The following is a 22,246-nucleotide window of genomic DNA, read 5'->3' on the forward strand; positions in this document are numbered from 1 at the left end:
TCAAGAATTCCGTGGCCGGAATTCGAATCAATGCCGACAGCGTAACCGACCGATCGTCATGAGAGAATCCCCATTCTGGGGACTTGTTGGATTTCAACAGATTAGGCGGGTCGCGGTCTGACAAGCCACCCGAAAAGACAAACGCCGCGCATCCATCGGACGCGCGGCGTTTGCCGAAAGCCAGTATCGGAAATCAGCGCCCGTCAGGCGTGCGCAGGCCGGTCCACTTGTCCTTGACGGCGTTGTAATGCTCTTCCGGCTTGTACTTGGTGACCGGCAGGCCCAGCCGATCGACCGACAGCCGGCCCATCGCCGACAGGATGGCGTAGCTCGCCACCACCACATCGCGCTCGGAACTGGCCTGGTTGATCTTGGCGGTGATGACCGCGTTCTGCGCGTTCAACACGTCCAGCGTGGTGCGCTGGCCGACATTGCGTTCCTCGATGACGCCGTTGAGCGCCAGCTGCGCGGCGTCGATGACCTGCCTGTTGGCATCGACGCTTTCGCGCGCGGCGACATATTGCGTCCAGGCCGAGACGACGGCCTGGCGCACCTGGTCGCGGCTGACGTCGACCTGGATGCGCGCCTCGCCGAGCGATTCCTTGTTCTGCCGCACCAGGGCTTCAGTCCGCCCGCCCGAATAGATCGGAATGGTCAGCGTGGCGCCGATATTGGCTGAGGTCGACGAGCCGTTGGGGCTACTGAGCGAACCAGGAACCTGGTGGCTGTAATCGTCCGAAATGCCGGCGGAAGCCGTCAGTTGCGGCAGCAGCGCGCCTTCCGTGGATTTCACCGAAAACGCCGCCGCGTCGACGAGATGCTGGGTCGACAGGATGGCCGGATGCTCGGCCGAGGCCACGGCCAGGGCGGAATCGAGGTTCCCCGGCAGCAGCTTGCCCAGCGGCGATGCCCCCTTGAGATTGCCCGGCTCGTCGCCGACGATCTGGTGATAGGTGGCGGCGCTAGCCAGCGCCGTCGCCCGGGCAGCGCTCAACTGCGCCACGGCGGTGGCGCGCGAGGCATCGGCCTGGGCGACGTCTGTGCGGGTGCCTTCGCCGACCTCGAAGCGCGAGCGGGCGGCGCGCGCCTGCTCGGTCAGGAATTGCAGGTTCTGCTGGGTCAGCGCCGCGACCTGACGGTCGCGAATCACGTCCATATAGGCGCTTGCCGCGTTGAACAGGATGTTTTCTTCGGTGTTGCGCAGGCTTTCGACCGAGGCCTTCACCTGCGCCTCGGCGGCGGCGACATTGTTCTTGGTCTGAAACCCGTCGAACAGCGTCTGGTTGATGACGATCCCGAAGCTGCCCGTCGTCAATCTCCTGCTGGTGCCGAATCCATGCGTATTGGTGTAGTCGATGGCGGCGGAACCGTTGACGGTCGGGCGCCAGCCCGACTTGGCGATGGCGACGCCTTCATCGGTGACGCGCACGCCGGCGCGAGCGGCGTTGAGCTGTGAATTGTACTGGTAGGCTTTGGCGAGGGCGCCCGTTATGGTTTCGGCGGAGGCGGCCAGCGGCGACAGCGCCGTGGCCGAAACGAGAATAGCGGCTAAAACTCTTTTGCGTACGGACGGCACGTTATTTCCCTCATTCGTTTCATGGGAACCACGCCACGACGGCCTACCCCCTATGGATCGGCCGGCGCCGCGTCGTTTATCGTTCCCCCGCTGACAGCCTCCCGATAACTCACGGTTAACCAAATCAGCAACGATTGTCAGGCGCAAGCGATCATGCCAGCGCCTTCGCCGCAAGGCAAAAACGCTCAGAATTCAAATGCGTGAGCACGTTCGAAGCCCGGTAGTGGCTTAATTGCCGCATTAAAGGCCCGTCTTCCGGTTACAACCCCCCCTGCCTTGAAAAACAGGCGGGCCACGCCAGAGTTGCCGCGTCCTTCGACTGCAACCAGGCGTCCTTCTTCCGCGAGTTGGTCGAGCAGCGCCGTCGGCACTTCCTCGACGCTGCCGCCGATGAAGATGACGTTGTAAGGCCCCTTGGCGGCCTGCCCCTGCTGCAGCGGCCCGGCCAGCACCGTGACGTTCTGACAGCCGAGGCCGGAAAGCGTGGATTTTGCGGCTTCCGCCAGCGCCGGATCGCTCTCCAGCGCCACGACGGAACGCGCGAGCCGGGACAGCAATGCGGCGGAATAACCGGTGCCGCAACCGACATCGAGCACCGAATCGCCGGCGTCGATCTCGGCCAGTTGCAGAAGCTTGGCGAGCGGCGACGGCTCCATCAGGTAGCGCGCGCCGCCGCCATTGGCGCCGTCCGAGATACGAATGTCTTCGTCGATATAGGCCAGATCCTGCTGCCCGGCGCCGACAAAGGCCTCGCGCGGCACGGAAAGCATCGCTTCGATGAGCGGCGCGCTGGTGACGTCGGTGGTGCGGACCTGGCCGTCGACCATCTTCACGCGGCGTTCGGAGAAATCAGCGCTCATGTCCCAACAATCCGCTCCCCGCGCCAGACGCGCGGCTCAATTCGAATGGAACCCCGCCCCGGCGCGGTTGCGCTGGAGCCCGCAAGCATCTGGAGGCCTCGCCCGGAATCGAACCGGGGTGCAAGGATTTGCAGTCCTCTGCGTAACCACTCCGCCACGAGGCCTCGCAATGCTCCCGGCGTTCCGAGCGAACTCATTATGTTGGCGCTCAAAGGTCGTCAAGCGCTGGCGCGTCATTCCCGGCGCTTTCGCTTGCGGTGGCGAAAGTGGTGATTACCAATCGGTTGTGACGGGTCGGGGATTAACTCTCGCGGGGGCGCCAGCCGGCTACGGCAGACCTCAGTCGGGTCGCCGCCGGCGTTCCCACCAGACGACGAATCGCCGCCGATGGCGCCGCACCATCGCGAATTCGTAGGACAGCACCAGCAGGCCGAGCGGAATCATCCAGAAACCGAGAATCGGCAGAAAGCCCAGAATCCCGCCAATGGTGAGCAGCACGCCGATCGCGATCCGCAAGGCGCGCGACCGCGGCATGGCGAATTCGCGGCCGAAGATCGAAATCTTGCGCGCCGGGGCGCTGTCGTCGTCCGCTGCAGTCATGCGCAAATCCGTTCCTTTCCCCGCGATCGGGCCCCCGAGAGACTAAAGCGATGCCGCCTCCCCTCGTTCCCGACCGGATGACAGACGGCTGATATGAGAACGCCGCCAGCAAATTGCTACAAATTGCCGCCCGAAAAACTCCGGAGAAATGTGAAATGCTTCGTTTACAAAGCCCAAACGGTTTTGCTATAGCCACCGCCACTCACATGAGAGCACCTGTTCCCCGGTAGCTCAGTGGTAGAGCAACCGGCTGTTAACCGGTTGGTCGCTGGTTCGAATCCGGCCCGGGGAGCCAACAATTCCAAGCACTTACCCAACCTGTAAAATCGCTGATTTTGGCGATAGGTACGGTATAGGTACGCAACTCGACTTCGCTTAGCGCACGAAGGGAGTTCGTTGTCATGGAATACGTTTTTGATGATCTGATCGCCTGCATCAGACCCGGCCGAGATGGAATTGGCTTCTCTGGCCATCGGGGTGGCAATCGGTCTCGGCATTGGCCTAGCCGTCGCTGGATAAAGACAAGGAAGGTCCCGGGAGCAGAAGCCGGCCGGTCAATAGCCAGTTCGGATCCACGGATCGGTGTCGTATCCTAAGCGATGGTCCAGAAAGTTCGCGGCCTGATTTGACGGTCGCGGAACTACGGCGGTGCCTGTCGATTTGCAATCCAGTTTCAGGGTCGTCTTGTTGCTAGCCTTAGGATGCGCTGCAGAACACGAGGTTGCGGCCTGAGCGGTGGCAACCTTTTTCTTCTCCTTCGCTACGGCTGCTCCGGTGGCGGCCAATACCATTGCTATGCCAAAGATAACGAGTTTCATGCCCTCACCCGCCTGCACCATGCGAAATGGTTGCGCCCAGTTAACATCGGGCAATGATGAGCTTTCATCATCAATTGGAATGACGACGATCGAGGGCCGCGAACAAAAAGCCCGACCACCCTGAGCAGCCGGGCATGGAAATCGGCCATTACATCACCAGCAGCGCTCGCACGATCTGCTGAGATTGCGGTGACAGTGCACTCTTTTCCTTTGTGGCTTGCCTCGTTTTACGAATTCCACAAGCTGACTGTGAAGCGCTTAGTTTGTCAGACGTGGGGAACATTTGTCCCACCCGAGGCCTCGCTGCTCACTGAGCAGATTTTGTGCATCTTCACCGCAATTCACATATTAGCGAGGCCTAATGGTATATGGTGCCGCTGATGACATCAGTCTCCGTTGAGGGCCCAATCGGTGCATGCGGTCGGACCAAAACAGGTGACGTGCTTCGCAGGCGTGATAGCCACGACTGCGGCAATTGAGGGAGGCGCGGCGTTAGCCCACGGCCCGGATCGCAATTGGGGCTACCCACCAGCTTGTTGCCACGGCGATCCGGTCAGTGGCGACTGCGGGAAAATTCCCAGCGCCACTGTGACGCCCCGGCCAGATGGCTACGTGATTATCCTGCGTCCGGGCGACCATCAAAAAATCACTCATCAGAACCGCTACTTCGTGCCGTACGATGTCGTCGTCCCGTCGGGAGATGATTACTTCCACATCTGCCTGCACCCCACCGAAGAAGACGAAAACTGCTTTTTCGCGCCAGCCGACGCGATGTAGGCCGGCACCCCGACAGCCCTGTGCAGGTTGAGCTGCTATATCTTCCGAAGTCCCTCATCGACCGAAGCTACTGCCTGCTGCCCGTTGAGAACTTGACGCCGCCAACGAAGCCCGGCTTGAGTCGGTCGGCCTTCTCCTTCGGTCTCGGAGCCAAGTCTTGTCACGCAATCCAATGGACACCGTTCGTTCTTCAGTCGGATGCTCAAGGGGGTCCAATTCGCGCAAGCAGCGCCTGGACTATGGGAAGCATGTTTCTAGCGATGATCGCATCACCCGCTGCATTTGGGTGATCCCTGTCCGCTTGCAGCAACTCCGGGTGCCCAGTCACGCCCTCCTTGAAGTCGGGGTAGAGCAAGTCCCCATGCTTGTCTGCCAGTTCGGAGAACATCTTTGAAAACGGCCCGGCATAGTCAGCACCGTGCCCGGCAGAGAGGGCAGACGAGCAAAAGTCATAAGCCGCAGTTCCCACCACAAGCACCGGAATGCGCTTCTGGGCGAGGATAGTCAGAATTTGGTCGAGGTTCGCTCGCGTCTGAGCGAGGTCGATACGAGCGCAATCGTTCTGACCCAACTCGACGATGACAGCGCGGCCTACAGGGTTCGCCTGCAGGTCAAGTCCGTCCTTCGTTTCTGCCAGCCAACTGAGACCCTTTTTGCTGGTCGCCGTATACCCCACTTCGACAATTGTCACCGGATGTCCGGCAGCGTTCAGCCCAGACTTTAGCCTAGTCGCAAAGGTGTCGGCGGCAGCTACTCCATAGCTGTTGATGTAGCTGTCGCCGAGGGTGATGATTGTCGGAGGTGTATCCTCTGCATCCACGTTTCTGACCGGCCCCACCAACACGGAAAGTGCGGCAAGAGCCGCTAACGAAACGTCTCGCACTTTTGTCATGGCCTATCTCCTCCCCGCCTACTCCCCTGTTCAGGCCGCTTTGAGTATATTCTCTATCTCGGATAGCCTATCTCACCTGGGAGGGCAGAATGCCCAAAAATACCGTGTTGGACGAGATGTTCCAGGCCTCCAGTTTTCGAGCGCGTCAGCAGCGACTTTTTTCCCTGGAAGCCGAGCAAGATGACATTTTGGCCGCCTTGAGCAAGCGCGCCTCATCGTTTGACGAGGAGATAAATGCGCTGCCAGATTCAGCGGGTAAGAAGGACATTCTCGACCATTTCCAAGAAATTGTAACTTTTATATCAGTGGCTAAGGCCAGAAATCGCGTAATATTTTTGCTTACCGACCCGATGTATCTGGGGCGTTAAGCCGGCTGCCTTCGCACAAGCCGCGCGACATCATCGGATTGTATGCGTGCGCCCTGCTGGCCCTGATGGGGTGGTGCTGCTTGTCCCACCGTCGGGACACTGACAGTGAAGACCCACGAACCGTGGGCACGCAGCCCAACTAAATTGAGGAGTTGCCGAGGCACGTCTAGATTCCGGCCAGCCGCGCTCCCACCCTTAGCCCGGCCGGGTCGTGGCCAGGGCCGAGATAGGACACCACAACCCACGTCTCGGCCCGGCTTTCCCAACTGGATAAAAACCAACGACGCTCGTTTACCCGTTCTAAATTAGCAATCAGTGATACTTGCGCGATCTGCAAGTCGGGGCTTGTGAAAAATGCAACTGATAGCAAGTTTTCTGCGTGACGATTCTGGAGCAACGGCCATCGAGTATGGTTTGATTGCAGCGCTTATCGCTCTGGGAATCATGGTTGGAGCGACCTCACTGGGCGGCGCGCTAAATGCCCAGTTTGTGTCGATTGCCAGCACCCTTAACGGCGCCATCGCACCGTAAGGTACGCTAAGACCTACGGACAAGGCGTCCAGCCTTTGCGATGCTGGGGCGTCAGCGCTGGGTTGGTGAACTGCCGGTTCCGGTCGTCGCCGGCGCCGCGGCATCCGTAGGCAATAGATCACCCTGATCAGGCCCCAATGAATGCATGATCGAGGGCGCCCGACTAATGCCGCCGAGAGCCAAGCGCAAGAAGCCGCTGCCTCACGGTGACGGTGCACTTATTCCATTTGCGGCCAGCGCTCGGGCTCCCAAATCCATGAGCGCGGGAGTTTGGCCAATAGCCGTCACGGCAAAATTGTGCACTGTTACCGCAATTCCGCGAGCGCTCTCGAAATGTCGCAGGCGATGGCGACATAATCATCACGGTCGATGGTGAAGCGGTGGATCTGGTGCATGGATACGGCCGGCCGCCAGGAACCCAACCCGCTGCGAAAGCAGTAAGCCTGTGAGGCTTACGCGATCACACCATGTCGATCGCGGATGTTTTAGCTACCTTGCATATGCGGCGGAACCCCCAAGGACCGCCAGACCGGCGCCCGCTTTCAGGCAATTCTCCCAGCGAGAAGGCGCCGGTCACCTTAGCCCGCCGCTCGGGTGTGGGGGCACACCCAGCGGCGGGCTATCGAGCCTGCCACGGTCTCAAAGCCCAATTTAGAGAGGCCGCGTCGCAAGGAGTTGCTGCAAAACTGTCTCCCCACCCACCCCGCATGGGCCAAATTGCCTTACCCATTGTGCCGGCGAATTTTGCTTTGCGGCTTGGCCGCCTTGCCTTAGCCTCGCTCCTCGCAACACCTTGCCGACAAGCCGATAGCCGGACCATGCCGTGCCCTTGAAAGCCACCGCCCATATCGAGGCCATGTCCGCTTTCGCGCTGGCGAATTTCGGTGGCTATGACCGGCCGACATTGGCCCAGAACGAGAGCGCCTTCCCGCCCAGCCCGATGGCGATCGAGGCCGGCCGCAACGCCGTGGCGCGCAGCCATCTTTATCCGGATCCGGACTGGACCTTGCTGCGCGATGCAATCGCCAGGGCCTATGGGGTCGAGCGCGACCTCATCCTGTGCGGCGCCGGCTCGATGGAGCTGATCGCCTGCACCATCGCGTCCTTCGCCGGCCCCGGAGCGGACGTGCTGGGCACGAACTATGCCTATAATTTTGCCGCTTCGGCGGCCGCGCGCGTCGGCGCGGCCTACGTCAAGGCGCCGGAGCGCGGCTATGAGGTCTCGATCGATGCTGTTCTTGCGGCGGTGACGCCGGCGACGCGCATCGTCTTCGTCTGCAATCCGGGCAACCCCACCGGCACCCGCATCCCCAACGCCGAACTGCTGCGCCTGCGCGCGGCACTTCCGGGCGACGTTCTCCTGATGATCGATCAGGCCTATGGCGAATTCGACGACCAGGATCCGCAAGCCATCTTCGCGCTGGCCGGGCGCGGCGACACCGTCGTCCTGCGAACCTTGTCCAAGGCTTACGGGTTGGCCGGCGCGCGCGTCGGCTGGGGCCTGTTTCCCCCGCAGGTCGCCGCCGAAGTGCGCAAGATGCAGAATTCCAACCAGGTCTCGACCGTGAGCCTCGCCATGGCCGTCGCGGCCGTCGAGGACCAGGCCTATATGCGCGCGACCGTCATGCGCACCGCCGACATTCGCGACCGCTTCGCGCAAGGCTTGCGGGCGGCCGGATACGAGGTCCCGCAGAGCCGGACGAATTTCGCTCTGGTCCGCTTTGCCGACGCGACGGCAGCGGCGTCCGCCGACATGGCTTTGCGCGGCGCCGACATCATCGCGCGCAGCCTCGCCGGCTACGGCCTCACCGACTGCCTGCGCATAACGGTCGGACAGCAGGACGTCATGGATCGCGCGCTGCGCGTCCTGACTGCCATGCGCGGCCGCCAATCCTGGTAAGCGCTTCATCCGAGGGGATTTCATGACGTTAGACGCGCCGTATCTGCCCGCCCGCGATTTCATCGGTTATGGCGAGCGGCCGCCGGCGGCTGAGTGGCCGGCCGGCGCCAAGCTGGCGCTGAACATCGTCGTCAATTACGAGGAAGGCGCGGAATACTCGATCGGCGAAGGCGACGGCGTCTCCGAGGCGATCCTGTCCGACCTTGCAGTGTCGCCGGCCGTGCCCGGCCTGCGCAACCGCAACATGGAATCGCTCTACGAATATGGCTCGCGCGTCGGCGTCTGGCGGCTGATCTCGCTGTTCCGGGACAAGGGCGTCATTCCGACCTTCTATGTCGTCGGCCGCGCGCTGGAGCTCAATCCGGCCGCGGGCAAGGCGATTGCGGCGCTTGGCAGCGACATCGTCTGCCATGGCTGGCGCTGGATCGACTATGCGCCGCTCAGCGAAGAAGAAGAGCGCCAGCATATCGCCATGACGGTGGACACGGTGCGCAAGATCACCGGCATCGATCCGCTCGGCTGGTACACCGGCCGGCCAAGCCTGAACACCAGAAGGCTTGTCGCCGAGCATGGCGGCCTCCTGTTCGACTGCGACGACTACAATGACGACCTGCCCTATGTCGTCGATGTCGGCGGCAGACGGCATCTGGTCGTGCCGCATTCTTTCGACAACAACGACAGCCGCTATTCACGCGGCTCGGGGCTCGAGACCGGCAGCCAGTTCTTCGAATATGTCAGCGACGGCGTCGACTGGCTGCTGAAGGAGGGGCAAAAGACCCCGCGCATGATGACGGTGTCGCTGCATTGCCGGCTGGCGGCGCGCCCCGGCCGCATGATCGGGCTGGAGCGCTTCCTCGACAAGGTCACGGCCCATCCCGACATCTGGGTCTGCCGGCGCTCCGACCTCGCCCGCCACTGGCTCAGCCGGTTCGGCGGCTAGAGCAATTCCAGGAAAAGTGCGAAGCGGTTTTCCGTCCGGAATTGCGTCAAAACAGAGAGAGCCACCGAACCGCTGCCGGCGAACCTTACTTGTTCGGCACCTCGTAGACCTTACCGTGCCACGGCGCGGCGTCGATCTGGTCGAGTGCCATCACATAAAGCATCTTCTCGTCCGGTCCGAAGGCGAAGTTCGGCATGGACGGCGACGGCACCGAAAGCGTGCGCAAAAGCTTGGCGTCCTTGTCGACGACGATGATCTTGCCCGGAGCATCGAGCGAGCGCGGGCTCTGGCCGATATACATCTCGCCGGCCTTATCCATCTTGATCCCATCAGGCCAGATATGCGGCTGGTTCGGGAAGAGATCGTCGAGCCGCAGGAAGACGCGGCGGTTGCTTAAGGTATGGTCGGACGAGACGTCGAATTCGATGATCCTGTTGTCCTCGGTTTCGACCAGAAAGAGGATCTTGCCGTCATTCGACACGACGAGGCCATTGGCATTGTGCAGGTCGCCTGCGACCTTCTTCACGCTGCCGTCCTTGCCGATGTAATAGGCCGAGGCATCGATCAGCGGGCCGCCCTTGCCGGAGCCGGTGAAGTAGACGCCGCCATCCTTGTCGGGCGCGAAATCGTTCGGCCCGCTGAACGGTTTGCCGTCGGTGTCCTTGTCATAGGCCGGCAGCGTCTTGCCGTCGGCCGAAATGCGGCCGATCGTGTTGTTGTCGTAACAGTTGACGAGGAACTCGCCAGTCGTCGTCGGCAGGACGGCCGATGGGCCGCAGCCGTCCATCTTCCAGAAAATGTCGTTCTTCTTGCCGTCCCAGGTGGTGACCGTGCCGCGGCCATATTCGACGTAGAACAGCTTGCCCTGGTACCAGATCGGACCTTCGGCGAACCAAGCGTCGTCATTGACGACCATGATGTCGGCCGCCTGCGTGGCGGATGTGAGGGCCAGGGCTAACACTGCGCCCAGCAAATGCCGTTTGATCATGCGATTCCCCTCCATTTTTTAGTTGCTTGAAGTTCTTTTCGAATGCCGAACTGCCAGTCGCCGGGTGTTCGCCGCTTACGATCGCAGCCGCTTGCCCTCCGGGTCGAAGGGCGGGTGCGCGAGCAGCACCGCGTCATGCGGCCGGCCCAGAATGGCGACGGTCACCTTGTCGCCCGCCTTGGCGCTTCCCGCCTTGACGTAACCCATCGCCAGCGACTGCTCGACGAAATAGCCATAGGCGCCCGACGACACCTGGCCGATCGGCGTGCCGTCCGGCAGGAAGATCGGCTCGCCGCCGGTGGCGTCCGCATCCTTGGCCGACACGGAAAGCATAATCAGCTGATCGCGTGCCGGTCTGTCGGCGACGGCAAGATAGGCATCGCGATTGAGGAACTCCTTGTCGGCCTTGATCAGCCGGTCGAGCTGAACCTCTTGCGGCCAGTATTCCGGCGAATACTCGCGGCTCCAGCTGCCGTAACCTTTCTCGACGCGCAGCGACATCAGCGCCCGCGAGCCGACTGGTCCGGCGCCGACCTCCGCGCCGGCCTTGAGCAGCGCGCTGTAAAGCTCGACCTGGTCGGCGGCCTTGCAGTGCAGCTCCCAGCCGAGATCGCCGGTGAAGGAAACCCTGAGCGCCACCACATCGACGCCGGCGACCGTGATCTGGCGCGAGCGCATGAACGGGAACGCTTCGTTCGACAGGTCGTCATTGGTCAGCCGCTGCAAGAGTTCGCGCGATTTCGGCCCGGCGACGTTGAAGCCTCCAAGCTCCTCGGTGCGTGAGCGGAAGGTCGTGCCCTCGGGCAGCGGCACCGACTTGAAGAAACGCTGATGGAAACGCTCGGCCATGCCGGAGCCGATCACCATGAACTCGTCGTCCGCCAGCCTGGTCACGGTGAAGTCGCCGGCGATGCCGCCGCGCTTGCCGATCAGCGGCGTCAGACAGGAATTGCCTGTTTTGGTCGGCATGCGGTTGGCGAAGAGCGCATTCAGCCAGGCTTCCGCGCCCGGGCCCTTCACCTCGTATTTGGCGAAATTGGAGATGTCGATGATACCGGCGTGTTCGCGCAGCATGCGGGCTTCGCGGCCGACCGGTCCCCACCAGTTCTGCCGCGTGAAGCCGATCGTTTCCTCGCGCGGCTCGCCGTCGGCCGCGAACCACAGCGGGTGCTCCCAGCCGAAATTGAGGCCGAACACGGCGCCCATCTCCTTCTGCATTGCATAGACGGGCCGGGTCCGCACCGGACGGCCGGCGGCGCGCTCCTCGTTCGGGAAATGGATCTTGAAGCGGTGGCTGTACTGGTCCTGCACGCGCGCCTTGGTGAACGCCTTGCCGGCCCAATGGCCGAAGCGCGCCATGTCCCAGCCGAACATGTCGAGCGTTGGCTCGCCCTCGATCATCCATTCGGCGGCGAGCTTGCCCATGCCGCCCGATTGCGAGAAGCCCGGGATGATGCCGTTGCAGCAGAAATAGTTGCTGAGCTCCGGCACCGGCCCGAACAGCACCGCGCTGTCGGGAGACCAGATCATCGGACCGTTGATCACCTTCTTGACGCCTGCGGTCGCGGCCGCCGGAACGCGCTGAACGGCGCGCATCATGTTTTCCTCGATGCGGTCGAGATCGTCGGGAAACAGTTCGTGGCCAAAGTCCAGCGGGGTGCCTTCCTCGGCCCAGAATTTCATGTTGCGCTCGTAGGCGCCGATGAGCAGCCCCAGGCCTTCCTGGCGCAGATAATATTCGCCGTCCCGGTCGGCGACCGACGGCAGGCGCCGGCCCATGGAGGCGATTTCGGGAATGGTCTCGGTGACGAAATACTGGTGCTCCGTCGGGATCAGCGGCAGTTGCAGCCCGGCCATGGCGGCGACCTCCCTGCCCCATAGGCCGGCGGCGTTGACCACCCATTGCGTGCGGATGTCGCCCTTAGGCGTGCGCACGATCCAGCTGCCGTCGGCTTGAGCCTCGGTTGCGGTCACCGGCGTGAAGCGATGGATCTCGGCGCCGCGTTGCCGCGCGCCGGCGGCATAGGCCGCCGTCACGCCCGACGGATCGACATTGCCGCCTTCCGGCTCGTACATGATGCAGCGTATGCCGTCGAAATCGACCAGCGGATGCAGCCGCTCCGCCTCGTCGCGGCCGACTTCATAGAAGTTCATCTTGTAGCGCCGCGCCTTGGCTTCCTGCAGCCGCAGTTGATGCTCGCGCGCCTCGGTCTGGGCAAGGTAGAGCGAGCCCGGCTGGAAGATGCCGCAGCCCTGGCCGGTCTCGGCCTCCAGCTCTTTGTAAAGCGCCATCGTGTAATGCTGCAGCCGGCTGATGTTGGTGGAATCATGCAGGCCGTGGATGTTGGCCGCCGCGTGCCATGTCGAACCGGAGGTCAGCTCGCTGCGCTCCAGAAGCACGACATCAGTCCAGCCGAACTTGGCGAGATGATAGAGGATCGAGCAGCCGATCAGACCACCGCCAATGACGACGGCTTGTGCATGAGTACGCATAGTTGAGCTTCTTCCCTTGGTTCGGCGACTTTGTTTCGCGCTCTCTGACGGCGCTTTGGGATTTCATTTAGCTGACTGATCAAGCGCAGTCGCCGGCTAAGTCAGGGGCAATATTGCGCCCCTGAACCATTGCTTTGATCCGTCTGGTTCAGGCCTTGTCCAGCCAGACCTTGTCCAGCTGCAGTTCGAAGGTCTGATGCATGCCGAGGTTCTTCACATAGGCGGCATGGTGACGGTAGAGCGAGCGCCAGAACGCCTGGACGAGAATGCCGGAGTCCTGCAGGATGAACTCCACCTCCTTCATCAGCTCCTTGCGCTTGGCGGGGTCGGCGATGGCCATCGCCGCGCTGAGCTTCTTGTCGAAATCCGGATTGGCGTAGCCCGACTCGTTCCACGCCTCGCCGCTGCGATAGGCGATCGCCAGCACCTGCACGCCGAGCGGTCGCATGCCCCAGTCGGTGGTCGACCACGGATATTTCGTCCAGTCGTTCCAGAACGAGGAGCCCGGGATGATGGTGCGCTTGACCTTGAACCCGGCGTCGCGCATCTGCGCGGCGACCACGTCGGCCGGGTCCTTCACATAGTCCGCGTCGTAGGAGATGAGCTCGAACTCGTGATCCGTTTGGCCGGCCTCGGCCATCAGCGCCTTCGCCTTCGCCAGGTCGCGCGGAACTTTCGGCAGCTCGTAATATTCCGGATGGATCGGGCAGACATGGTGGTTTTCGGCGACCTGGCCCAAGCCGCTATAGCCGAGCTTCAGCACCGTTTCGTTGTCGACCGCGAGTTGGATGGCGTTGCGCACCCGCTTGTCGTCGTAAGGCTTGTTGGTCACGTTGGTGCGCAGCACGATCGTGCCGGCGGTGACCACCTGCTCCTTGACCAGGCCCATGCCGTCATAGAGATCGACCGTGCCGCCGACCGTCTGATAGTTGCAGTCGATCTCGCCGGCCTCGAAGGCGCTGCCGATGGCGGGGTTGGAGGCGTCAGATCCGTAGTCGGTCCAGTCGACGCCGTCGAGGTAGGGCTCGCCTCCGAACCAGGTGAAATCCTTGCGGCGCCGAACCGAGGCCGATTCACCGACCTTATACGAGATCAGCTCATAGGGACCGGTGCCGGGCGTCTTCAGCATGTCGGCGCCATTCTTGTCGAAGTCGCGATGAACGATGACCGCCGGATAGTCGGAAAAACCCGGGATGATGGTGACGTCGGACTGGTTGCACTTCAGCTTGACCGTATGGTCGTCGACCTTGGTGATGGCGCCGGCGGCCGCCTTCTTGGTGGCGGCATCGATCAGCGAGCTCATGCGCCCGGCCATCGAATTGCCTTCTGCCGCCTTGTCGCACCAACGCTCGATGTTGTGGACGATGTCGTCGGCGTTGAAGTCGTCGCCGTTCGACCACTTCACGCCCTTGCGCAGATGCAGCGTGTATTCGGTGGCGTCGTCGCTGACTTCCCAGCTCTCGACCAGATGACCCTCGAAGGTGAAGTCGGTCGTGTAGCGGATCATGTAGTCGTTGCACTGGCGCATGACATTGGCGATCTCGGACCAGTCCCAGGAGCGCGGGTCCTTCATGTCCTTGATGATCATCTGCATCTTCAGGATGCCGCCCTTCTTGCCGGGCACGAGCGTCGCGGCCTTGGCCGGCTCGATCCCCGCCATCGAATAGGCGAGCGCAGTCGAAGCGCCCATCACGCTGGCCATGGCCAGGAATTCGCGGCGGTCCATTTTGCCGCTTTTGACTTCGGCTGCGTAGCTTTCGATGACCGCCGGGACGCGGTCACCGTTGCTCTTGAACATTGTCATCGTTGTTCTCCGGTTCAGGGCTTTTTGCCCGTTACATTCCCCTTGCGGCTGCGCATGTTAGGGGCGATGCAAAAATCCCGGAAGGGCTCGAACAGTCACAAACCGCAGAAAACCGGCCCATAAGACCTAAAAAAACGATGCCATTGGCTCGTCAAATTTTTGAGGCTGAAACCAGAGCTAAGGCCGCGCGGCATCTTCCCTGGCCCTGGAAAGGATCCATTCCTTGACCGTGCGCGCGATGTTTCCCTTCGAAAGCTGGCTCTCGGTAAGATAGTAATTCCAGGGGCTTGGCGGCCGCACGGGGAACGGCTCGACGAGCAGCCCGCGATCCATATAGGCGTGCGACAGGGAACGCTGCGTGGCGACCAGCCCGGCCCCCATGGCGGCGAGCTCGAGCGCGATGTTGGAGGCATTGGTCGACAGGCCCTTGTCATGGTCCTCCATGTCGACGCCGAGTGCCTCGGTCACCACCTGCCAGTATTCCTGGCGGCCATGCACGAAGATCCAGTCGACCTTGAGCATGTCCTGCGGCGTCCTCAGCCCATGCTCGCCTTCGAGCAAGCGAGGAGCGCAGAGCAGGACCAGTTCGTCGTTCCAGAGCGGGATTGCCGCCGGCGGCCGGTCGTCGAAGCGCCGGGTCGAGATGGTGATGTCGGCGATCTGCTCGCTGATGTCCTCCCAGATCGTGCCGTGCAGCACGATCTCGATCTCCGGATGCTTTTTCCGGAACGCGGCCATGCATCCGGCCAGCCAGTTCTCGGCAAGGCTCATCGGGCAGGAAACCACCACCGTGCGATTGCGCGAGGAAGCCACGATTGCTTCGGTCGCCTGGTCGATCTGGTCGAGCGCCTGGCGCAGCGTCGGCAGGAACGCCTCCCCCATCTCGGTCAGCTTCAGGCTGCGCGGATATCGGATGAACAGCTGCCGCCCGATATAATGTTCGAGCGCGCGCACATGGGTGCTGACCGCGGCTTGCGTGTAGCCCAGTTCCCTGGCCGCCGTGGTGAAGCTCAAATGGCGGGCCGAACTCTCGAACGAGCGGATATAGTTCAAGGGGGGTGGCGGCTTCATCCCGGTCTCCTAAAGAGCAATTCCAGGAAAAGTGTGAGCGGTTTTCCGTCCGGAATTGCGTCAAAACAAAGCGATAGGGCGGTTCGCCGTTTCCGTGAAACGGCGAACCGCTCTAGCGTCCGCCATAGCTATCGCAGGCGCGACCGGCCATTCAATTGCAGATGAGCGACATGGCATCAATATTTTTGGCCAAAGCCGCCAAACTAATCGCGTGCTTGCGCGATGAACCCAATTTATTGATGTTGTGGAGAGACAGGGGAGAGAAGTGCGTGGCTGTGCCGTCATACCGGCGTGAGGGGCCTGTCGGCAGTTCCGATACGTTCACCCGCCTTGCCGATTTCGTGCTGCGGCGCCCCGCTTCCGTCTTCCCCCAGCCGGTCCTGGAACAGGCACGCTACCTTCTGCTCGACACGCTGGGCATCGCGGTAGCGGCCGGGCCGATGGACGCGGGCCGCATCGCCCGCGACGCCGCCGTGCTGCTCTACGGTTCAAGCGATCCGCAATATTCGGCCCGCATGCTGTTCGATGGACGCCGCGCCAGCATTGCCGGCGCGGCCTATGCCGTCGCCACGCAGACCGACAACCTCGACGGCCATGACGGCTACAGTCCCACTAAGGGCCATATCGGAGTGGCGGTGGTGCCGGCGCTTGCCGCGCTCGCGGAGGCGCGGCCGGACCTTACCGGCCCGGAAGCGCTGGCGTCCCTGGTCATCGGTTACGAAGTCGCCGGTCGGGCCGGCATCGCCTTGCATGCGACGGTGAGCGACTACCACACCTCAGGCGCCTGGAATGCACTGGGTGTCGCCGCGGTGGCGGCACGCCTGCGGCGGCTCGACGAAACGCAATTGCGCGAGGCGCTGGGCATTGCCGAGTATCACGGCCCGCGCAGCCAGATGATGCGCGAGATCGCCACGCCGACGATGCTGCATGACGGCTCCGGCCCCGGTGCCCTTATCGGCCTTTCGGCCGCGGTGCTCGCCGAACGCGGCTTCACCGGCGCGCCAGCAATCACGGTCGAGGCGCCGGACGTCGCGACACACTGGCAGGATCTCGGCGTCTTCTGGCAGTCGCTGCATCAATATGTGAAGCCCTACCCGATCTGCCGCTGGGCGCATGCGGCGATCGACGCGGTGCGCGGACTTTGCCTGGCGCACAATCTGACCCCGTCCGACATCGCCCATGTTCAGGTCAACAGCTTCCACTATGCGGCCACGCTGTTCGATGGCATGCCGGACACGACCTCGAAGGCGCAGTACAGCCTGCGCTTCGCCGTGGCGACCTTCATCCTGCATGGGCGCATCGGGCTGGAGCATATTTCCGGCGCGGGCCTTGCCGACGCCGCGGTTGCGGACATGCTCACCCGCATCACCGTGACCGAAAGCGAGCGCCACAGCGCGCGCTTCCCAGCCGGACGCTGGGCCGATGTCGTCATCACGACCAACGATGGGCGCGTGCTGATGTCGGGCGACGTGCATGCGCGCGGTGGACCGGAGGCGCCGGTGACCAAGCAGGATGTCGAGACCAAATACATGGAGTTCGCAGCGCCCGTGCTCGGACCCGACCGCGCCACGGCGATCCGCGACGCGGTGCTTTCGCTCAGCGATCGCGACAGCCGCTTCTCCGATCTCTCGGCGCTGCTCTACGATCCTCCCAAGATTTCGAGCTGAGCCCGCAATGCCCCTCAGGCTCCTGAAATACGGTCTCAGCAGGGACTATCCGGTCAGCGGCGACATCCCGGCAACGCCGGAGCTGAAGCCGGCCTATGACGTCGTCATCATCGGCGGCGGCGGGCATGGACTGTCCTGCGCGCATCATCTTGCAAAGTATCACGGCATACGCAGCGTGGCGGTACTGGAGAAAGGCTATCTCGCCGGCGGCAACACCGCGCGCAACACCACCACCATCCGCTCCAACTACATTACGCCCGAAGGCATCGCCTTCTACAAGGAAGGCGTCGAGCTGTTCGAGCGGCTGTCGCAAGAACTCGATTTCAACGTCATGTTCTCGCAGCGCGGCCAGCTGACGCTGGCGCATACCGAGGCGACGATGCGCAGCTTCCACATGCGCGCCGAGATGGGCAAGCACATGGGCACGCGCACCGAGGTCGTCGACCAGAAGGGCGTCGAGGAGCTTTGTCCGCTGCTGAACATGGACTATGGCGGCGCGCTCGAAATCCTCGGCGGGCTCTGGCATGCCGACGGCGGAACGGCTCGCCACGATGCCGTCGCCTGGGGCTATGCCGCGCAGGCGTCGCGGCGCGGCGTCGAGATCCACCAGCGCACCGAGGTGCAGGGCTTCGAGGTCGTCGGCGACCGGATCCGCGCCGTCAAAACGAACAGGGGCCGCATCGCCTGTGGCCAAGTGCTGATCGCCACGGGCGGCATGAACTACGACGTGGCGCTGATGGCCGGCGTCGAGCTTCCCATCCGCTGCTATCCGCTGCAGGCGATGGTGACGCAACCTTTGAAACCATGGCTGCACACCCTGGTCTCGTCGGTCTCGCTGCACACCTATCTCGTGCAGTCCTCGCGCGGCGAGGTCGTGATCGGCGGCGGCTCCGATCCCTACCAGCTCTATTCGACGCGCTCGACACTCGACATGAAGGAGCACCTCGCCGAAGGCGCCGTCCATCTCTTCCCCTTCCTGCAAGGCGTGCGGCTGCTGAGGCAATGGGCCGGCATCACCGACATGACGCCGGATTACAGCCCGATCATGGGCGCCAGCCCGCTCGCCAATCTCTGGCTCGATTGCGGCTGGGGCACCTGGGGCTTCAAGGCGACGCCTGTCGCGGGCAAGCGGATGGCGCAGACCATCGCCGATGGCCGCGTGCCCGATATCCTGAAACCATTTGCATTGGAGCGGTTCGAGACCTTCAGGCTGCTCAATGAAATGGGCGCGACCGCCGCGAGCCACTGACCGATGAAACTGCTCACCTGCCCCATGAACGGCCCGCGCAACATCGACGAGTTCCAGTCCTTCGGTCCGGTGCGCGCGAGGCCCGATCCGAACGCGACCGCGGACAGGGAATGGTCGCGGCATCTGTTCCGTGCCGAAAACCGTCGTGGCGTCGTGGTCGAGTGGTGGCGGCACGTGCCGAGCAACTATTTCTTCCTGGCCGAGCGCGATCTCGTCAGCAACGAGATCATTCGCACCTTCGATGCATCCGAACCGCGGGACCGCGCATGAACCGGCTGCCTCCCCCTTTCGGAAGCCGCATCGATCGGAGCCGCCCTATCCGTTTCAGCTTCGAGGGCAAGGCTTTCGACGGCTATGAAGGCGACAGCATCGCCACCGCACTTGCCGCCTCCGGCCAATGGATGCTGTCGCGTTCGTTCAAATATCATCGTCCTCGCGGCATCCTGTCGATGACCGGAGCCGACGCCAACGCGCTGGTGCAATTGCCCTCAGACCCCAACGTCGCCGCCGAGCGCACGCCGATCAGCGAAGGGATGCGGGTCAGCGCCCAGAACGTCAACGGCTCGCTCGAGCGCGACCGCGACGCGATCATGGACAGGTTCGGCCGCTTCCTGCCGGTCGGTTTCTACTACCGCACCTTCATCGGTCCGCGCCGCGATAGCTGGCTGAAATTCTGGGAGCCTATCATCCGCCGCAAGGCAGGCCTGGGCGCCGTCGACACCAAGGCTCCGCATCGGCATTTCGACAAGACGCACCTGCATTGCGACGTGCTCGTCGTCGGCGCCGGCCCGGCGGGACTGAGCGCCGCGATCGCCGCCGCCGAGGCCGGCGCCGAAGTGGTGCTATGCGACGAGAACCCCGAGATCGGCGGCGCGCTGAGCTATGGCCGCTACGATCCGGCGGTGCTCGCCGGCATGTCGTCAAGACTTGCCGCGCTGCCAAATCTGAGAGTGCTGACCGGCACTGTCTGCAACGGCTGGTACGAAGACAACTGGCTGCCGCTGATCCAGGGCAACCGGCTTTACCGGGCACGCGCCCGCGAGGTGATCCTGGCGACCGGTGCCATCGAACAGCCGGCCGTCTTCCGCAACAACGACTTGCCGGGGATCATGCTCGGCGGCGCCGCCCAACGCCTGATCCGGCACTATGGCGTGCGGCCCGGCGACAGCGCCGTCGTGTTGGCCGCCAATGACGACGGTTATCGGGCGGCCCTCGATCTGCTGGATGCAGGCGTATCGGTCGTCGAGCTTGTCGACCCGAGACCGGCCGGTGGGGTCGGCCCGTTCGAAGCCGAACTGCGCGGCAAAGGCGTCGCCATCCGCAAAGGCGCGACCATCGAAGCCGCGGAAGGCACTGCCGGAAATCGCCATCTTGCCCGCGTCGGCATCGGCGGAAGCTGGGTCGCCTGCGACCTGCTCGCCGTTTCGATCGGCCAAGCCCCGGCATGGCAGTTGCCATGCCAAGCGGGCGGCAAGGTCGGCTACGACGCCGCCACGCAAACGATGACGATCACGCTGCCGGAAGGCTCCGTCCATCTCGCTGGCGCCGTTGCCGGAACGGACGATCTGGACTATGCCATCGCCAGCGGCCGGCGCGCGGCGGCAGCCGCGCTGTCGCGCCTCGGCCATACGGTTGACGAGCAGCCTCCGGCGGCCGGTCCAAGGATCGCTCGGCCGCGCTATGTGCAGCCCATCGTCGCCGATCCCAAGGGACGCGACTTCGTCGATTTCGACGAGGATCTGCAGGTCAAGGATCTGCAGAACGCGACCAAGGATGGCTATCGCGAGATCGAGCTGGTCAAGCGCTTCACCACCGTCGGCATGGGCCCGAGTCAGGGGCGCCATTCGGCCCTGGCAACCGCCCGGATCGTCGCCGAGGCGACCGGCCGCACCGTCGGCGAAATCGGCATCACCACGGCGCGTCCCCCCGTCGGGCCGGAAACGCTCGGCGTGCTCGCGGGCCACCACGAGGTGCTGGAGCGCCGCACCGCGCTGCATGCGCGCCACATCGCCCTGAACGCGGTGATGAAGCCCGTCGGCGCATGGTGGCGGCCCTATTACTACGGGGACGCAAGCAATGCTGAGGAAGCTGTCCGCCAAGAAATCCTCGCGGTGCGCGAAGGCGTCGGCCTGCTCGACGTTTCGACGCTCGGCAAGCTGGAAATCCACGGGCCGGACGCCGGTGAATTTCTCGACCGCCTCTACACGATGGCCCATGCCAACCAGCCTGTGGGTCGCGTCCGCTACTGCCTGATGCTCAACGAGATGGGCTCGGTGGTCGACGATGGCGTCGCCTACCGGATGGCCGAGGACCAGTTCTATGTGACGGCGACCACCGGGGCCGTCGCGCGCGTCTACGCCGACATGCTGTTCTGGAATGCCGAGTGGCGCCTGAAGGTCGACGTGCTCAACTTGACCGGCGCCTTCTGCGGCCTAAACGTCACCGGACCCAAGGCGCGCCAGGTGCTCGAGGCACTGGAGAGCGACATCGATTTCAGCCGCGACGCCTTCCCCTATCTCAGCGGCCGCGACGGCACTGTCGCAGGCGTCCCGGTACGGGTGATGCGCATCGGCTTCACGGGCGAGCTCAGCTATGAATTGCATTGCCCCTCGAGCCTGGCACCCAGGCTTTGGGATGCGGTGATGGCGGCGGGCCGGCCGCATGGCTTGCGTCCCTACGGGCTGGAGGCATCTCGCATATTGCGCCTGGAGAAAGGCCATATCCTGATCGGCCAGGACACGGATGCGATCACCACGCCCGACGAACTGGGCTTCGGCTGGGCGGTCTCGAAGAAGAAGCCGTTCTTCGTCGGCAAGCGCTCCATCGAGATGCGCGCAAGGCTCGGGCAGAGCCGCAGGCTGGTCGGCCTGCAATTCCCCGCCGGCGCCGGGAACATCGCCGGCGAAAGCTGCCTGGTGCTGCGCGACGGCGCGCCTCTCGGCCAGATCACGTCGGTCGGATACTCGCCGTCGCTCGAGCGCCACATCGCGCTCGCCTATGTCCATGTCGACGACCAGGCGGAAGGCAGCCGCGTGACGGTGAAGTGCCGCAACGGCGAACTCATCGAAGCCCCGGTCGTCGGCCACGCCTTCTTCGACCCGACCAACGCGCGGCAGGAGATCTAGATGGCCGCCGGCATCGCGACCCGCATCTACCCCTTCATGCCCGGTGGCGCGGCAGACGGCACAAGGCTGGTTTCCGGCGCGGTCGTGCTGAGCGACCTCACGGACACCCCGCGCTTCGGCCTGAAAGGCGGCGGCAGCGCCGCCTGGCTTGCGGCGCAAGGCATTCCCCTCCCGCCCGTCAATCGGATCGGCGAGCATCGCGGCATGCGGGTCCTGCGCCTCGGCAACGAGGACATCCTGCTTCTCGCCGAGGACGCAGGCGAGACGCTCGCCCAGATCAAGACCGCCTGGCAGGTCGCGGCGGCGCCGAAGGGTTTTTCGTCATGGCGCGAGGAGGGCTGGGCATGGATGCGGCTTTCCGGCCCTCGCCTAGCCGAAGCGATGAGCGCGCTTTGCGCGCTGGACTTGAGGCCCCGAAAATTCGGCGCCGACGACATCGCCCAGACGCGCGTCGGCCATATCGAGGCGGTCGCATTCCGTTCGCCCGCGGGTTTCGACATACTCTTCGACATCACTGCTTCGGCCTACTTCGCTCGCACTGTGGCGGCGGTGGCCACGCCTATCGACCAGCACAATGCATAGAGGAC

19 protein-coding genes and 2 tRNA genes are annotated in these 22,246 nt (G+C 63.4%); 11 read left to right on the forward strand and 10 right to left on the reverse strand.

The window, feature by feature from the left end; translation table 11 throughout:
- Positions 1 to 193: 193 nt before the first annotated feature.
- The 4 genes from DPM33_RS19400 to DPM33_RS19415 all read right to left on the reverse strand — a co-directional run bounded on the left by DPM33_RS19400 (position 194) and on the right by DPM33_RS19415 (position 3,036).
- Positions 194 to 1,576, reverse strand: a complete 1,383-nt coding sequence (locus DPM33_RS19400; protein ID WP_112099046.1) for a TolC family outer membrane protein — start codon at positions 1,574 to 1,576, stop codon at positions 194 to 196.
- Positions 1,577 to 1,761: 185 nt separating this feature from the next.
- The gene (locus tag DPM33_RS19405) at positions 1,762 to 2,436 is read right to left on the reverse strand and encodes a protein-L-isoaspartate O-methyltransferase family protein (RefSeq protein ID WP_112099047.1); all 675 of its coding nucleotides are present in this window, start codon (positions 2,434 to 2,436) and stop codon (positions 1,762 to 1,764) included.
- A gap of 90 nt (positions 2,437 to 2,526) precedes the next feature.
- Positions 2,527 to 2,600, reverse strand: a tRNA-Cys gene (locus DPM33_RS19410).
- Between the two features lie 175 nt (positions 2,601 to 2,775).
- Positions 2,776 to 3,036: a hypothetical protein gene (locus DPM33_RS19415; RefSeq protein ID WP_112099048.1), complete on the reverse strand. Its 261-nt coding sequence runs from the start codon at positions 3,034 to 3,036 to the stop codon at positions 2,776 to 2,778.
- A gap of 220 nt (positions 3,037 to 3,256) precedes the next feature.
- On the opposite strand from DPM33_RS19415, the gene DPM33_RS19420 reads away from it, so the two are divergent.
- Positions 3,257 to 3,331: transfer RNA gene (locus tag DPM33_RS19420), tRNA-Asn, on the forward strand.
- A gap of 259 nt (positions 3,332 to 3,590) precedes the next feature.
- On the opposite strand, the gene DPM33_RS19425 is transcribed toward DPM33_RS19420, so the two are convergent.
- A complete protein-coding gene (locus DPM33_RS19425; RefSeq protein WP_146770289.1) occupies positions 3,591 to 3,854 on the reverse strand; it encodes a hypothetical protein in 264 nt (87 codons plus the stop codon).
- A 453-nt stretch (positions 3,855 to 4,307) separates the two neighbouring features.
- On the opposite strand from DPM33_RS19425, the gene DPM33_RS35880 reads away from it, so the two are divergent.
- Complete coding sequence (locus tag DPM33_RS35880) at positions 4,308 to 4,631, forward strand: hypothetical protein (protein WP_167449140.1); 324 nt, start codon at positions 4,308 to 4,310, stop codon at positions 4,629 to 4,631.
- A 202-nt stretch (positions 4,632 to 4,833) separates the two neighbouring features.
- Here DPM33_RS35880 and DPM33_RS19435 read toward each other — a convergent pair whose 3' ends face one another.
- Positions 4,834 to 5,523, reverse strand: coding sequence for a GDSL-type esterase/lipase family protein (locus tag DPM33_RS19435; protein WP_112099051.1), 690 nt, complete (start codon positions 5,521 to 5,523; stop codon positions 4,834 to 4,836).
- A gap of 89 nt (positions 5,524 to 5,612) precedes the next feature.
- Between DPM33_RS19435 and DPM33_RS19440 the strand changes: the two genes are divergently transcribed.
- The 4 genes from DPM33_RS19440 (at position 5,613) to DPM33_RS19455 (ending at position 9,262) form a co-directional block, all read left to right on the forward strand.
- Positions 5,613 to 5,891: a hypothetical protein gene (locus tag DPM33_RS19440; RefSeq protein WP_112099052.1), complete on the forward strand. Its 279-nt coding sequence runs from the start codon at positions 5,613 to 5,615 to the stop codon at positions 5,889 to 5,891.
- A 354-nt stretch (positions 5,892 to 6,245) separates the two neighbouring features.
- Positions 6,246 to 6,422, forward strand: coding sequence for a Flp family type IVb pilin (locus tag DPM33_RS19445; RefSeq protein ID WP_112099053.1), 177 nt, complete (start codon positions 6,246 to 6,248; stop codon positions 6,420 to 6,422).
- Positions 6,423 to 7,245: 823 nt separating this feature from the next.
- The gene (locus tag DPM33_RS19450) at positions 7,246 to 8,322 is read left to right on the forward strand and encodes a pyridoxal phosphate-dependent aminotransferase (protein WP_245442251.1); all 1,077 of its coding nucleotides are present in this window, start codon (positions 7,246 to 7,248) and stop codon (positions 8,320 to 8,322) included.
- A gap of 22 nt (positions 8,323 to 8,344) precedes the next feature.
- Entirely contained in the window at positions 8,345 to 9,262 is a 918-nt protein-coding gene (locus DPM33_RS19455) for an allantoinase PuuE (protein ID WP_112099055.1), read from the forward strand.
- A gap of 85 nt (positions 9,263 to 9,347) precedes the next feature.
- Here DPM33_RS19455 and DPM33_RS19460 read toward each other — a convergent pair whose 3' ends face one another.
- The 4 genes from DPM33_RS19460 to DPM33_RS19475 all read right to left on the reverse strand — a co-directional run bounded on the left by DPM33_RS19460 (position 9,348) and on the right by DPM33_RS19475 (position 15,618).
- Positions 9,348 to 10,250, reverse strand: a complete 903-nt coding sequence (locus DPM33_RS19460) for an SMP-30/gluconolactonase/LRE family protein (RefSeq protein WP_167449141.1) — start codon at positions 10,248 to 10,250, stop codon at positions 9,348 to 9,350.
- Positions 10,251 to 10,325: 75 nt separating this feature from the next.
- Positions 10,326 to 12,743, reverse strand: coding sequence for a GcvT family protein (locus tag DPM33_RS19465; protein ID WP_112099057.1), 2,418 nt, complete (start codon positions 12,741 to 12,743; stop codon positions 10,326 to 10,328).
- A 148-nt stretch (positions 12,744 to 12,891) separates the two neighbouring features.
- Positions 12,892 to 14,547 (reverse strand): ABC transporter substrate-binding protein, encoded by a 1,656-nt coding sequence (locus DPM33_RS19470; protein ID WP_112099058.1) that lies wholly within the window; start codon positions 14,545 to 14,547, stop codon positions 12,892 to 12,894.
- Positions 14,548 to 14,724: 177 nt separating this feature from the next.
- On the reverse strand, positions 14,725 to 15,618 hold the full coding sequence (locus DPM33_RS19475) for a LysR substrate-binding domain-containing protein (RefSeq protein WP_112099059.1): 894 nt from the start codon (positions 15,616 to 15,618) through the stop codon (positions 14,725 to 14,727).
- A 269-nt stretch (positions 15,619 to 15,887) separates the two neighbouring features.
- Between DPM33_RS19475 and DPM33_RS19480 the strand changes: the two genes are divergently transcribed.
- From DPM33_RS19480 to DPM33_RS19500, 5 genes are read left to right on the forward strand one after another with little or no spacing between them, the layout of a single operon-like run.
- Entirely contained in the window at positions 15,888 to 17,285 is a 1,398-nt protein-coding gene (locus tag DPM33_RS19480; protein WP_245442253.1) for an MmgE/PrpD family protein, read from the forward strand.
- Between the two features lie 7 nt (positions 17,286 to 17,292).
- The gene (locus tag DPM33_RS19485; RefSeq protein ID WP_112099060.1) at positions 17,293 to 18,534 is read left to right on the forward strand and encodes an FAD-dependent oxidoreductase; all 1,242 of its coding nucleotides are present in this window, start codon (positions 17,293 to 17,295) and stop codon (positions 18,532 to 18,534) included.
- Between the two features lie 3 nt (positions 18,535 to 18,537).
- Positions 18,538 to 18,804, forward strand: coding sequence for a sarcosine oxidase subunit delta (locus DPM33_RS19490; protein ID WP_112099061.1), 267 nt, complete (start codon positions 18,538 to 18,540; stop codon positions 18,802 to 18,804).
- Positions 18,801 to 21,659: a 2Fe-2S iron-sulfur cluster-binding protein gene (locus tag DPM33_RS19495; RefSeq protein WP_112099062.1), complete on the forward strand. Its 2,859-nt coding sequence runs from the start codon at positions 18,801 to 18,803 to the stop codon at positions 21,657 to 21,659. The genes DPM33_RS19490 and DPM33_RS19495 overlap by 4 nt, the downstream gene beginning before the upstream one ends.
- The gene (locus DPM33_RS19500) at positions 21,660 to 22,241 is read left to right on the forward strand and encodes a hypothetical protein (RefSeq protein ID WP_112099063.1); all 582 of its coding nucleotides are present in this window, start codon (positions 21,660 to 21,662) and stop codon (positions 22,239 to 22,241) included. It abuts the gene before it with no gap.
- Positions 22,242 to 22,246: the final 5 nt, after the last annotated feature.

It is taken from the genome of Mesorhizobium hawassense (genome assembly GCF_003289945.1).
Classification (GTDB): domain Bacteria; phylum Pseudomonadota; class Alphaproteobacteria; order Rhizobiales; family Rhizobiaceae; genus Mesorhizobium; species Mesorhizobium hawassense.

Coding starts and splice junctions, on each gene's coding strand:
- DPM33_RS19405 (WP_112099047.1), bottom strand. CDS start 2,436: ATGAGCGCTGATTTCTCCGAACGCCGCGTGAAGATGGTCGACGGCCAG.
- DPM33_RS19415 (WP_112099048.1), bottom strand. CDS start 3,036: ATGACTGCAGCGGACGACGACAGCGCCCCGGCGCGCAAGATTTCGATC.
- DPM33_RS19425 (WP_146770289.1), bottom strand. CDS start 3,854: ATGAAACTCGTTATCTTTGGCATAGCAATGGTATTGGCCGCCACCGGA.
- DPM33_RS19435 (WP_112099051.1), bottom strand. CDS start 5,523: ATGACAAAAGTGCGAGACGTTTCGTTAGCGGCTCTTGCCGCACTTTCC.
- DPM33_RS19440 (WP_112099052.1), top strand. CDS start 5,613: ATGCCCAAAAATACCGTGTTGGACGAGATGTTCCAGGCCTCCAGTTTT.
- DPM33_RS19445 (WP_112099053.1), top strand. CDS start 6,246: ATGCAACTGATAGCAAGTTTTCTGCGTGACGATTCTGGAGCAACGGCC.
- DPM33_RS19455 (WP_112099055.1), top strand. CDS start 8,345: ATGACGTTAGACGCGCCGTATCTGCCCGCCCGCGATTTCATCGGTTAT.
- DPM33_RS19460 (WP_167449141.1), bottom strand. CDS start 10,250: ATGATCAAACGGCATTTGCTGGGCGCAGTGTTAGCCCTGGCCCTCACA.
- DPM33_RS19465 (WP_112099057.1), bottom strand. CDS start 12,743: ATGCGTACTCATGCACAAGCCGTCGTCATTGGCGGTGGTCTGATCGGC.
- DPM33_RS19470 (WP_112099058.1), bottom strand. CDS start 14,547: ATGACAATGTTCAAGAGCAACGGTGACCGCGTCCCGGCGGTCATCGAA.
- DPM33_RS19475 (WP_112099059.1), bottom strand. CDS start 15,618: ATGAAGCCGCCACCCCCCTTGAACTATATCCGCTCGTTCGAGAGTTCG.
- DPM33_RS19485 (WP_112099060.1), top strand. CDS start 17,293: ATGCCCCTCAGGCTCCTGAAATACGGTCTCAGCAGGGACTATCCGGTC.
- DPM33_RS19490 (WP_112099061.1), top strand. CDS start 18,538: ATGAAACTGCTCACCTGCCCCATGAACGGCCCGCGCAACATCGACGAG.
- DPM33_RS19495 (WP_112099062.1), top strand. CDS start 18,801: ATGAACCGGCTGCCTCCCCCTTTCGGAAGCCGCATCGATCGGAGCCGC.
- DPM33_RS19500 (WP_112099063.1), top strand. CDS start 21,660: ATGGCCGCCGGCATCGCGACCCGCATCTACCCCTTCATGCCCGGTGGC.